13 protein-coding genes are annotated in these 12,115 nt (G+C 67.8%); 11 read left to right on the top strand and 2 right to left on the bottom strand.

Going from position 1 to position 12,115, the window contains the following annotated elements; all coding sequences use genetic code 11:
* The first annotated feature begins 129 nt into the window (after positions 1-129).
* From STRNI_RS22515 to STRNI_RS41655, 4 genes are all read left to right on the top strand, one after another.
* Complete coding sequence (locus tag STRNI_RS22515; RefSeq protein WP_277411905.1) at positions 130-834, top strand: DUF2637 domain-containing protein; 705 nt, start codon at positions 130-132, stop codon at positions 832-834.
* Positions 835-1,171: 337 nt separating this feature from the next.
* Positions 1,172-1,663, top strand: a complete 492-nt coding sequence (locus STRNI_RS22510) for a plasmid mobilization protein (RefSeq protein ID WP_277411904.1) — start codon at positions 1,172-1,174, stop codon at positions 1,661-1,663.
* A gap of 4 nt (positions 1,664-1,667) precedes the next feature.
* Positions 1,668-3,383, top strand: a complete 1,716-nt coding sequence (locus STRNI_RS22505) for a relaxase/mobilization nuclease domain-containing protein (RefSeq protein ID WP_277411903.1) — start codon at positions 1,668-1,670, stop codon at positions 3,381-3,383.
* A gap of 207 nt (positions 3,384-3,590) precedes the next feature.
* Positions 3,591-4,043, top strand: coding sequence for a DUF6221 family protein (locus STRNI_RS41655; protein WP_381844124.1), 453 nt, complete (start codon positions 3,591-3,593; stop codon positions 4,041-4,043).
* A gap of 439 nt (positions 4,044-4,482) precedes the next feature.
* Here the strand turns inward: STRNI_RS41655 and STRNI_RS22500 are convergent, their stop codons facing one another.
* Both STRNI_RS22500 and STRNI_RS22495 read right to left on the bottom strand, forming a co-directional pair.
* Complete coding sequence (locus tag STRNI_RS22500; RefSeq protein ID WP_275308652.1) at positions 4,483-4,896, bottom strand: NUDIX hydrolase; 414 nt, start codon at positions 4,894-4,896, stop codon at positions 4,483-4,485.
* Positions 4,893-5,552, bottom strand: a complete 660-nt coding sequence (locus STRNI_RS22495; RefSeq protein ID WP_277411902.1) for an NUDIX hydrolase — start codon at positions 5,550-5,552, stop codon at positions 4,893-4,895. Before STRNI_RS22495 ends, STRNI_RS22500 begins: the two co-directional genes overlap by 4 nt.
* 403 nt (positions 5,553-5,955) lie before the next feature.
* On the opposite strand from STRNI_RS22495, the gene STRNI_RS22490 reads away from it, so the two are divergent.
* The 7 genes from STRNI_RS22490 to STRNI_RS22460 all read left to right on the top strand — a co-directional run bounded on the left by STRNI_RS22490 (position 5,956) and on the right by STRNI_RS22460 (position 11,394).
* Entirely contained in the window at positions 5,956-6,465 is a 510-nt protein-coding gene (locus STRNI_RS22490) for a nucleoside-diphosphate kinase (RefSeq protein ID WP_018088333.1), read from the top strand.
* Positions 6,466-6,544: 79 nt separating this feature from the next.
* Positions 6,545-6,844, top strand: a complete 300-nt coding sequence (locus STRNI_RS22485; RefSeq protein WP_277411901.1) for a hypothetical protein — start codon at positions 6,545-6,547, stop codon at positions 6,842-6,844.
* 162 nt (positions 6,845-7,006) lie between these two features.
* Positions 7,007-7,591: a hypothetical protein gene (locus STRNI_RS22480; RefSeq protein ID WP_277411900.1), complete on the top strand. Its 585-nt coding sequence runs from the start codon at positions 7,007-7,009 to the stop codon at positions 7,589-7,591.
* A gap of 39 nt (positions 7,592-7,630) precedes the next feature.
* Positions 7,631-8,395 (top strand): hypothetical protein, encoded by a 765-nt coding sequence (locus STRNI_RS22475; RefSeq protein WP_277411899.1) that lies wholly within the window; start codon positions 7,631-7,633, stop codon positions 8,393-8,395.
* Positions 8,396-8,397: 2 nt separating this feature from the next.
* On the top strand, positions 8,398-9,789 hold the full coding sequence (locus STRNI_RS22470; protein ID WP_277413308.1) for a hypothetical protein: 1,392 nt from the start codon (positions 8,398-8,400) through the stop codon (positions 9,787-9,789).
* A gap of 57 nt (positions 9,790-9,846) precedes the next feature.
* The gene (locus STRNI_RS22465; RefSeq protein ID WP_277411898.1) at positions 9,847-10,584 is read left to right on the top strand and encodes a class I SAM-dependent methyltransferase; all 738 of its coding nucleotides are present in this window, start codon (positions 9,847-9,849) and stop codon (positions 10,582-10,584) included.
* Positions 10,585-10,797: 213 nt separating this feature from the next.
* Positions 10,798-11,394 carry an ATP-binding protein gene (locus STRNI_RS22460; protein ID WP_277411897.1) on the top strand — a complete coding sequence of 199 codons (597 nt, stop codon included), beginning with the start codon at positions 10,798-10,800 and terminating at the stop codon, positions 11,392-11,394.
* Positions 11,395-12,115 lie beyond the last annotated feature (721 nt).

The raw sequence follows: 12,115 nt of genomic DNA, 5'->3' as shown, positions 1-12,115 counted from the left end.
GGGGTCGCGTAAGCGCCCCGCCTTCAAGACCACGGAGAACCCCGCTTGACCACCAGCGCAGCACCCGCCAACCGCACCCACCAGGAGACCGACAGGCATCGCGCTGCTCACACAGGAGGGCAGCTGGTGATGACCAAACAGACCGCCGAGCGATATGCACTCGTCGCGGCCGGAACCGTCATCATCGCCCTGACCGCCGGTGGATTCTGGCTCTCCTACGCGCACCTCGCCGAGGTCGCCGGGCAGCACGGACTCAAGAGCTCCCCCATCCGCCAATGGGCCTGGCCAGCGACCTTGGACGCGTTCATCGTTGCGGGAGAGCTGCTGATGCTTCGCGCGGGCCTGCGCCGGGTCACCGATGGGTGGGCCATCGGTCTCACGGCCACCGGGTCGGTCGGCTCCATCGTGCTGAACGTAGCCGGGGTCAGCGGTGCCAGCACCTCCGGCGCGAAGCCCCTGCTCGATTACGTGGTCGCCGCCGTACCTCCGACCGCCGCGCTGCTGGCCTTCGGGGTCCTCATGCGACAGATCCACCAGCTCGTCGACCGTCCCGCTGACCGCCCGGGCTCCGCGTCCGTCCAAGCGCCGGAACCGCCTTCCCAGGTTTCGGAGGGCAAGCCTCGCGGTGGCCGTCCGGCGAGTGCCTCGGTCGAGGAGCTTGCGGAGATCGGCCGGATCGCCGCCGCTGAGCACGGCAAGCTCACCCGGGACCTTCTCCGAATGGCCGTTAGAGACAGGGGACTGACGATCGGCAGCGAGCGGGTGACCGACGTGATGAAGATCCTCAAGCCCGAACTCGAAGCCAACGCGGACACCTCCTCGGCCAGCGGCTGACCGCCCGCAACGCCGGGTGACCGGAACCCCTTCCGGTCACCCGGTGGGTTGGCCACCGCCCCATTCGGGTCCGCTTATCCCCACCTGTGGACGAGGCGGTGACCACCCGCACTCCGCCGGACCACCCCCGCCGACCCTCCTGCCCTCCCCACCCCATTCCGGAGACCCGCCCGTGACACACGACCAGCGCCACATAGAAGACGCCGCCCCCGCCGAGCCGCAGTCCCTGACGAAGTCCCCTGAGCTGATGGACCGTCTACAGCGCGCGTTCGGACGGCCTGCCCCTGGCGGAGCAAGTTGTCGGGTAAGGAGTCCTTACCCGGCCTCCGCCCCAGGGGTGGCGAAGGCGTCCGACGCCGAGGGGGCACCGGAGTCGGCCGGCCCAGGGGAGCCGACCGAAGGTGGGACCGTCGAGCAGTCGTCGAACGTGCCGCAGAAGTCCGCGCCGCGTCGCCGTCTGCGTGACAAGCAGTTGCGCGAGCACCGCATCTCTCCCCGCTACAACGACACCGAGCTTGCCCTTGTGAAGAACGCCGCCGCCCTCAGCCGCATGAACCCCGGCGGCTACGTCGCCGAGTGCTCGCTCGCCGCCGCCCGCGCCGACGACCCCACCGCAGCCGTCGCCGACTACCGCGCCATGGTGAAAACGCTGATGGCAGCCAACGGACAGCTCGGCAAGATCGGCAGCAACCTCAACCAGCTCACCCGCCACCTCAACCAGGACGGCGCCTGGCCCCACCACGACACCGTCCAACGGCTCCTGGACCGCGTCGAGGTGTCCATCGCCGAGCTGGACACCGCCGTCGCCCAGGTCACAGAGGCGCGGTGAATCAGTGATACCGAAGATCATCCTCGGTACGGGTCCACACGCCACGCGCCGAACGATCGGCTACCTCTTCGGCAAGGGCCGGGCCAACGAGCACACCGACCCGCACCTGGTGGCCTCCTGGAACGACTTCGCCCCCGACCCCGGCCGCAGCCCCCACCGCAACCGAAAGGACGTGGAGGACCAGCTCGCCGCACAACTCAATCAGCCCGTGAAGATGCTGGGCGACAAGGCACCCAAGTACACCGTGTGGCACTGCCCCGTCCGTGCCGCACCCGAAGACCCGATCCTCACCGACGCCCAGTGGGCCGACATCGCCCGCCGGATCGTGGCCGCCGCCGGCATCGCCCCCGACGGGGACGAGGAAGCCTGCCGCTGGGTGGCCGTCCGCCACGCCGACGACCACATCCACATCGCCGCCACCCTCGTCCGCCAGGACGGCAAACGCCCCAAACGCGACCACGACCAGCGCGCTGTCCAGCGCGAGGCCCGCACGATCGAAGTCGACTACGGGCTCAGGCGGCTCAAGCCCGGCGACGGCACCGCCGCCAAGCGCCCCACCAGCAAGGAGCACTTCAAGGCCAAGCGTCTGGGCCAGGACGCCGCCGCTCGCGATGTCCTGCGCCTGCGGGTGCGCCGCGCGGTGGCCGCGGCGGCCGACGAGGACGAGTTCTTCGCCCTGCTGGAGGCGACGGACGTGACCGTACGTCTCAAGCTCGGCCCTTCCGGCGACGCACTCGGCTGCAACTTCGCCCTGCCCGGCGACGCCAACGACGAGGGCGAGCCGGTGTTCTACGCGGGCTCCACCCTCGCCCCCGACCTGTCCCTGCCCCAGATCCGCAAACGCCTCGGCACAACCGGCCCCGAACCGGTCACCGTCCGCCCGGGTAATCCGTGGCACCAGGCAACCGCCGCCACCGAACGCATCCCCAGCCACCTGACCGGCAGCGACCACTCAGTGGCCCAAGGGCAACTGGAAGCGCTCGGCGGAGCACTGGATCTGCTGTCGGTCACCGCACCGGCCGCGGTGAAGGCCGACCTCGAACGGGCCGCCGCTGCCTTCGAGCGCGCCACCCGCTCCCGCATCACCGCCGACCGCGACAGCGCCCGCGTCCTGCGCCGCAGCATCCAGACGATCTGGCGCGACCGGCCCCAGGACAGGGACGGCGCCGGGTTCGCCATGCTCCTGGACACCATGCTCACCGCGGTGGCCTACGCGATGCACTGGCACCGCACCCGCCAACACGCCCAGCAGGAAGCCGCAGCCCAGCAAGCCCTCGTCCACCTGCACACCGCGTACGCACAGACCGCTCAACCGGTCCTGGCCGGCCTCGCGCACCGCGCCCCGAGCCCCCAGATGAAGCGCCGCTTTGCCCACCACTTCCAGGAAGCGGTACCCGAGCACGCCGAGCGCATCCTCAACGACCCCGCCTGGGACGCACTCGCCACCGTCCTCGCCGAGGCAGAAGCCGCCGGACACAACGCGGCCACCGTCCTCGACCAGGCCCTGGGCCAACGCACACTGGACGACGCCCACAGCCCGGCCCGCGCACTGACCTGGCGCATCCGCCGCCTCGGCGAACGCCACGCCCCCAGCCCCCTGGCTCAGGCAGCCAGGGCCCGCAGCAGCCGTGCGACGCAGCCGCGTCCCACTCCGGCTCCCACTCCGCTTCAGCCTCGCGCTGTGGCCAGCGAGGCCACGCGTCGTCCGCCGCGTCGCTGAGCTCACGACTGCTGCAACCAGAGGTCAGCAGACCTGCCAAGCGTCCCCTCCACCAGCACTGGCCACAGATCCGGCGGTGCTTCCGCCGCCGCGGCTGAGTCATGCATTGTCAGTGCCCATCCGTACGGTGAGGGCATCACATCCGCGTTGTTGCTGGCTGCGGCAGCGCAACTCAGGAACCGCGCCGCCTGGAACAGTGCTCGGAGCGTGGCGAACCGTCTGGAGGAGATAGTGAGCGACGAACTGGTGGCGTTCCTACGATCACGCCTCGACGAGGACGAGGCAGTGGCACGGGCAGCGTTTCCGGGGCCCTGGGTCCGGCGTGACCAGGTCGCTGGCGTACATGCCGCCGACGCAACACCGGAAAGACCCTGCGGGTCAGCCGTGGCCGACTGCCGCAGAGTTCCTGGAGGGTTTGGTTACGGAACCGCCAACGCCAATCACATCGCCCTCCACGACCCGGTCCGTGTACTCGCCGAGGTCGAAGCCAAGCGCGAGCTTCTGACTCGGTACGACGAGCCGGAGACATCGGGAGCTCTGCCCGAGTCATTTAACCGCCTAACGAGGCAAGTTCAGCGAAGCCTGATCAGCGAGGCATTCCGGTGCCTCGCCTTGCCCTACGCCGACCATCCCGACTATCGCAAGGAATGGCGGCCCTGATCACGCCCAGTGGACCCGCTCACCCTCTTCCTGTCCACCGGGCGAGGGCGAGCGATCCAGCGCCGTTTTTCAAGGGACCGGCAGGGGCATCCGTGATGGGAGTACACGGGTTACGCGGCGGGCACGCCATCGCTGAGATACGCGGGTCTTCCCGTCACGAGGGCCTCCGTGGCCGCCGTGAAACGGCGACCTGTGCGGTCCTGCAGCGGAGCGCGGGCCTCTTCCAGAGTGACGAGCGCGATGTCGGACAGCTCGGGATCGTGCGGCCGGAGGTCGGAAATCCGGGCGTGGGTAACGCGCGGACTCCCAGCTGTCGGCAGAAGTAACGCGGTTCAGGCACGGCACGGTCAGCGTCCTCCCCCGCTCGTAACGAAGGACATCAGGCGTTTCCGTGCCGCCTTTCAAGCCGCAATCAGGAGGCAGCCTGGGGGCGGACCGACTAGCTGGCGAGTGTGGCGTCCAGGTACTCCTGCACCGGCCCGAACAAGCCGTACGGGACGTACTCGGGGATCTGGTCGTGAGCCACCCAGGCAAGCTCGGCCAGTTCCTCGGTGTCCGCGACATGCGCGGTTCCGCTGAGCACTTCGCAGGCGGTATAGGACATCAGCCTGCCCGTTGCCGGGTGGACTCGCTCGCCCAGCAGCTCGACGGCGGAGACGTTCAGTCCGGTCTCCTCCTTGGTCTCCCGCACGGCGGCGTCCTCGCGGGTTTCACCGGGCTCGACTTCGCCAGCCGGGAACTGCCAGGAGAGCTTCCCCTCACTGATCCGGCGCCGGACCATCAGAACGCGTCCCTCGTGCACGATGATGGCCGCTGCAATGCCGGGTCGCTCATCGGCTGTCTGCTGCGTCACGTCTGCTCCTCCAGGACGGCAAGCACGGGTGGAAAGATCGTATCGACGGGGATGAAACGGGTCACCGCGTTTCTGGGAACCCACATCACGTCGATGTTCTCGACGGCATCGGAGTTGGTGGCCTGGCCCGCGAGGTACTCGCACAGGAAGTATTCGCACTGGACACCGGTAACCGGGTGAAGCCGGTTTCCGAGATGCTGCCGGATCGCGCAGTGCACACCGGTCTCGTCCAGCGTTTCTCGCACGGTCGCTGTCTCGGCCCTGGCACCTGGTTTGATCACGCCTGCCGGGAACTGCCAGCTGAGGCCCGTTGCGTCATCGTCTCGCCGGCAGACCAGCAGCACTTCGCTGTCGCGTATGACCACGGCGATCGCGACGCGCAGGGCTTGCGCACCTGCTGGGCCCGGTGCGGACGGGCCCCGTTCAGCGGAGACCAGGAGCGCGAACCGCTGCCGTGCTGTTGGCGGGGCCTTCTCGTGGACGGTGTCGAGGAGCTGTTGCATCTCCTTGCGCGGCACTACGGCTGGGTCGGAGTGCCAGGCCGCCACGGTCCGTACCGCGATACCGAGCCGGGCCGCGAACTGTTCATTGGTGAGGCGCAGGGCGGATTGCAGCAGGCAGGCGTGGCGGCCATTCCAGAGTTCGATCACATCCACGTTTACCCCCTCCTTCGCCACCGTCCTCAGTGCAGGAACCTGCGCACTGAAGGTGCACTCTGGCTGCACTGGCGGTTCATGGCCGTTCCGTAGGTGACTCGGAAGAATGATGGTTGCCAGGGCGGAGTGAGCCGCAGGAATCACCCTGAGCGACCAATCCGACTGCGCCCCAGAGCGCTGGTCGACCAAAGGGAGAGTCTAGGTGAGCTACCCCAACGAGTAGTCAGGTCAAGGAACTTGGCTGAAACGGATCCTTGTTTTCAGCCCTATCGTGCCGCCTTCCGGTGTCCGCCATCCGAGGGAAGGTCCGAGCGTCTGGTCGAGCGAGTGGGCGCCGGTAACCTCAGCAACCTGGCGGCTGATGTGCCGTCAATCTGCGTGCATACAAGCCGAAAGGGACTCCATGACTGAGGATCAGGCACACCCCGTTGAGCGCACGCTCGTCCTGCTCAAGCCCGATGCGCTCGTACGTGGCTTGGCGGGGAGGATCATCACCCGGTTCGAGGAAGCCGCACTGAAGATCGTCGGCACCAAGATGAAGTCGATGGACGAGGAGTTCACCCGGCGCCACTACTTCGATCTGGAGGAGCGGCTGGGGTCGGAGGTCTACCGCGTCACGTCGACGTTCATGCAGCAGGGGCCGGTCATCGCGCTGGTGCTGGAAGGGTTCGACGCCATCGCCACGGTGCGGAAGATCGTCGGCAGCACGTACCCGAACCAGGCGCCGGCGGGGACGGTACGAGGCGACTTCTCGCACTACAGCGCCGCCGGCAGCATCGCCTCGGGCAAGGCCGTGGCCAACCTCGTGCACGCTTCCGGCAACAAGGAGGAAGCGCAGCAGGAGCTTGAGCTGTGGTTCGACAAGGACGAGCTGCACGACTACAAGACCCTCGCGGAGATCTACACCTACTAGCGGCGGGTTACAGCGTCACCGCGCGGACGCCGATGCGTTGAGCACCACCAGTGCACGACCGAACTTCAGAGGGGAAACCATGACCATCCAGACCCGCCTGGCCTCCGCCGATGAGCTGGAGTCCACCTTCCAGCGCGAACTGACCACAGACCGGTGGACCGCCGCTGAGACCGCGTACGCCCTGGCGGTACGACACCGGGACCTGGGCGACCGACCCAAGTCCCGGGAGTGGGTGCAGCACTGCCTGCGACTCCTGGAAGGCTTCCCCAGCGATACCGAAGAGCAGGTGGCCACCAGCCGCACCTCGGTGGGCGGTGTCCAGCTCCCCACCTACCTGCACGAAGGCGTAGTCCGGGAACGCTTCGGCGACCTGGACTGACAGTGATCCATCCGGCGGGGCGGTGAGCCGGGCCGAGTAACGGCCGCACCGCCCCGCCCCTGACCCACAACCGCAGAAGCAACAGCCGCCCGAACCGGCACCCACCCCCTTGGCGCCGGTCCGGCTGGCTCCGTCATGCCTGATTCAGGAGGCGATACGCCCATGCCCATCGAGATCGAGATGCGCGCCCGCTTCGGCAAGGAGACCCGTGACCAGCTCGTCGACCGTCTGAACACGGACGGCGAAGACCTGGGCCCCGACGACAAGCACATCTACTTCTACGTACTGCCGGACCAGTTGCTGAAGGTCACCGACAACACGGCCGCCGGCACCGCCAAGATCACCCTCAAGGGAAGCAAGATCGGCCAGGGCGCCGCATTCGCGGAGAACGAGTTCGCCATCGCCCCGACCGACGTGCGTGCCGCGGTGAAGGTGTTCAACGCTCTCGGGTTCGAGGGAGCGATGCACGAGGCGTCCAATCTCCGGCACAACTTCCGCTTCGACGGTGTCGAGATCGCGGTCAAGTGGAGCGAGGCATGGGGTTACCACGCCGAATTCGAGGTCCTGCTGGACGACGACGCCCCCGACGCCGCCCGTGCCGAGGCAGCCGCCAAGATCACCGACGTCGCCAATGAGCTGGGCGTCACCCTGATGACCGAGCAGGAGCTGGCCGAGTTCACCGCCGCCTTCGAAGCCGCTGAGAAGGAACGCAAGGAGCGCGAGCGGCAAGCCGCGCCCATCCGGTAGGAGCACGTCACCGCGGAGACCACCAGGGGGTGGGCACTGATGAGCACGACCCCAACGACCGCAAGCCTGATCGATCTTGCTGCCCGCGGGCAGCTGCCGCTCCACCAGTACATGGACCGGGCCACCATCGACTGGATCAGAACGAACCGGCCCGATCTCCCGCCGTCGCCGCAGCCCGCCCTCCGGCAGCTCTCTCAGTACCTCCTGCGGCGAGCCGCACTACCGCGCGACTGGATGGCCGAGCCCCGGCTGTACGACTCGATCCACGGCGTCCGGCACGCGATGCGCACCGCAGCACTGGCCGCCATCCTCGCCGAGGCGAACGGCTTGGACGACACCGACACCACCACCGCCATCGTGGCCGCCGCCGTCCACGACTGCCAGCGCCATCACGACAAGGACGACCGCGGACACGGGGAACGCGCGGCGATCTGGCTCGCCGCCAACGCGGACACCGTCTGGGGCCGCTTCGACCTCACGGCCACACCGCGCCGCGTCACACGGGCCGCCACCGCCATCCGACTGCACGACGTGCCCTACGACGCATTCAGCCCCGACGACCAGGCCGACTACCTGCGGACCCAGATCATCTGCGACGTGGTGAAAGCCGCCGACGCCCTGGACCGCTACCGCCTGCCGAAGACCAGGTGGTGGCCGAACGCCCAGCACGTCAAAGAGCCCGCCTTCGACACGTTCCGCAGCCTCGCTTTCGACCTCGTAAGCATCTCCGAGAAGGCCCACCTTGCCGGCGCCCACAGCCCGGCGGCCGTCCTGTACGCGCTCGCAGAGAAGGAGCTGGCGTGACCATGGACTTCCTCGACGCCTACCACCTCTGGGCCGACGCCCATGCCTTCTACGACACCACCCTCATCCCCAGCCCTGCCGACACAAACGCCCCGCTGGCCCAGCAGTCGGCAGCCTGGGACGAGCGGCTCGCCGCCACACCGAACGGGCGCCTGCTGCGGCAGAACTCCCTCTTCGATGCCCTCAACGGCAACGGCACACTGCACCTCCTCCACGTCACCCACGCCCTGGAGCAGATCAACGAGCAAGGCTTCCTCTACCCGTCCGGCGGCTGCCTCGTCGGCAGCATCTACTGCGCCCCGCTCACAGCTACGGACCGGGGACTGCGGATGCACAACCTGGCCGCGTACGTCCTGACCAAGGAGGCGCCGGCCTTCCTGGACAAGCTCGGCGTCACCGATCGGGTACCCGCCCCGCTGATCTTCGAGATCAACACCCCACCGCAGGCGTACCAGGGCCTGGCGGGAGTGGACTATCTCCGGCTGGGCCTCATCCACTTACGGATCTACTGCCACCTCGAATACCTGCTGAGCAAGAGCGAGCGCCACCGCTTGCGCGAGACCGTCGTGGCCAGGGTGAAGAACTCTGCCGCCTTCCTCGCCACCGCGGCGGCCGTGGCCTACCGAGGCACGCACATCGCTGCCAGGCCCTTCCTCCGCCTGCTCGACGAGACCATCCCCCGTTTACCGATCCTCGGCTATCTGTACTTCGAGGCGCTGGCGGAGTACCTGATGCTCCACTCGGCCTCGCCGCACACGCGACGCCTGGCCGACATCGGAGAGCTGAACAACTGGCTGTACAAGGAGATGCTCTTCGCCTCCTACCCGAACATGGCGGGCAAGTTCGACCTCGCGAGGTTCCGCCCCAGGCCCAGCCAGCTGGCCGACCTCATCCACCAGGTCGACCCGACCATCGAGATCAACCACGCGACCGACTACCTGGTCGAACGCATCAGCCACCTCATCGCAGCCCGGCTCTTTGCTCCCGGGGAGGCCCCGGAAGCCTGGCACCACACCCGCTGGGAATTCGACGCCCTCTCCACCCAGCTCGGCCCTCTCCTGGGCCACCTCATCCACCGGGAGCTGCGCACCTTCGGCCGCTACCCCGACTTCTACTTCTACTTCGACCAGTACAAGGCCCTGCAAGCCTGGAACTACTGGAACCACATGGACATCGTCGCCCCGTTCAACGGCACGATGCCCAAGGGCGAGGTCGGGATCAACCCCGCGTACCCCAACCTCGACTACCGCGTCTGGCGCGCCGAACAGGACAACGCCGGCCACCTCCACCCGGCCGAGCAGCTGTCCCTGACCATCGCCCCGCGGCTGGTGGACATCAAGTACACCCTCATGCGCAACAACCAGTGGACCGCCCCAGCGCCCAGCGCCGCGTAACCACTGACGCCTTCACCAACAGCTGCTCTGCTTCCTCTTCTTCCCAGGAGCCCCGCCATGAGTTACTTCGGCGTGCCCTCCGTCGACCTCCTCGGCGAGCAGATCGACGCCCTCCTGAGTGCCCCCTCCACGACCCACGGCCTGGCCCGAGCACTCCGCACCACGGCTTGGGAGATCGAACTCCACCGCTACCACCACGCCAGCCAGCGCGCCTGGCCCGACGGTCGGATCGACCAGAGGCCCGCCAAGGTCCAGATCGGCGGCGGTGCCCACCGCATCGAGGGCTTCTTCAACATCGACGCCGTCCCGCCGGCCGACCTCCTCTGGGATGTCCGCGAAGGCATCCCCCTGCACGACGACACCGTCGAGCTGATCTTCTCCGAGCACTTCCTGGAGCACATCGACTACCCCCGCTCCGTCAAGCACTACGTCCGCGAGGCCCACCGCGTACTCACACAGGACGGCAAGATCATCACCGGTGTCCCCGACGCCGCCTTCGCCCTCAGCCAGTACCCCGGGCCGCTCAACCCCGCCGACGAGATGGTCGAACGCTGGTACGCCAAGCGCGACTGCCGCAGTGACATCAACACCCAACTCGACCTCGTCAACCTCGTCTTCCGTGACCAGGACGACGACCCCAAGTACACCCCGCACCTCTGGGCCTACGACTACGAGAAGCTTGTCCAGCTCTTCACCGAAGCAGGCTTCGCCACCGTAGAGCCGTGGACCTTCGACGCCAAGATCGCCAAGCCGAAGCGTCGCTGGGGGAGTGTCTACGTCGTCGCCACGAAGTAGCGACGACGTAGACCACCAACCGCCCGAATAGCGGCCTCTCCGGCCGCCCCCCTTGAGGGCGCTCTCGTGCCGACAACGGTCGGCATGCGAGCCCCCACCACGCACAGCCGTCCCCGCTGAGGGAGGCATCCCCCGTGCATCACGTCGGCCTGCCGCTCAGCGATCTCCGCTCGCCTCAAGCCCCGGTCTGAAGTCCGTCGAAGGGTCTCCGGCATGCGCCGTCACAGCCAAAGCTTCCTTCTGGTCCGCGATCCGACCTCGGTGCCGATCAGCCGTCGCCGTCTCCAGGGTCTGGTGCAAAAGTGGGGGCTCCGCCTCGACGAGTCCTCCGATACCGCACTGACCGTCATCACCTCGGAACTGGTCACCAACGCGGTGCGGCACGGCACCGGCACGGTGCTCAGCATCACGGTGTCCGCCAACCTCAGCCGACGGCGCATCCTGGTCGAGGTCTATGACGGTTCGCTTGTCCTGCCTGTGCCGCACTGGGCGGATTCCGAGGATGAGTCCGGGCGCGGTATGGCGCTCATCGACCGCCTGTCCCTCTGCCACGGGGCTGAGCACACCACCTGCGGCAAATGCGTCTGGGCAGAGATCGCCATGCCCCCACAGCGAGTCACCCGTCAACGGCTCATTCTCCGCCCCCGACGGGCCGCCCGAGCTATCGCCCGCCGTTTGGGCGCAGCCCGCCAACCTCTGACGCCCGTACGCGCAGGAAGCCGTGCTGGTCGCGGGCGCCATTCGTCGGCTGTTCCGCACAGCTCCTCAGCCCTGCGACCTGGTACGCGAGGATCCGCCACAGATCCGTGACACGGGGAGAGGCCCTCCGTGGCTGCTGAAGTCGGGGGCCTTTAGAGGCGGTGGATAGCTGGATCGGGCGTCGCGCCGGCGACGTGGATAGCGCCATATGACCAAGGGGACGGGACGCGACACAATCGTGCGTAACCGCCTGGCACGATCTCGCAGACCCCGACAGAAGAGCACCACATGGCGATCATGGTTGGTTCCGGACTATGACAGGCAGCTGCCACACCGGCGATGGGCGACGAGAGTCGTCTCCCCCTCCGTGGCCTGCACAGGGCGCGCTGGGCCTATGTCCTCCCACAGCCCCTTCGCCGGCTGCGGGATCCATCCCCACCCTGCATCTCGATGGCTCTGCTCCGGATGGTGGTTGCACGCGTCCGGAAGGTGAGCCACCCCGTGTGGAGAGATCAGGATCCTGTCGGGAGGAGCGACGCGCTGTTGCCCGCCCCGCAGGGAAGCGGCTGTGCCGTCAGCCCGCGGAGCCGAGCCGTCCGTTGGGCAGTCGCAGCCTTCCCCGATGTACAGATCACAGCGGTCACACCTCTTGGCAGCCATGCTGGCCATGGTGACAGCTCCTTCTGACAGGCACGTGTCGTTCTTCCACATCGCTGCATATCGCCCGTGCTCGCGCCGGTACCTCACCAAGGACCAAACGTCCCTCAACGAAGCTGGCAGCAGTAGGGGTATCCCGGCCCCTAAAGGCAGTGACCACAGCGAGAGCGGCTAT

It is taken from the genome of Streptomyces nigrescens (genome assembly GCF_027626975.1).
Classification (GTDB): Bacteria; Actinomycetota; Actinomycetes; order Streptomycetales; family Streptomycetaceae; genus Streptomyces; species Streptomyces nigrescens.
The sequence above is the reverse complement of the archived record's forward strand: the minus strand, read 5'-3'. Positions and strand labels throughout refer to the sequence as shown.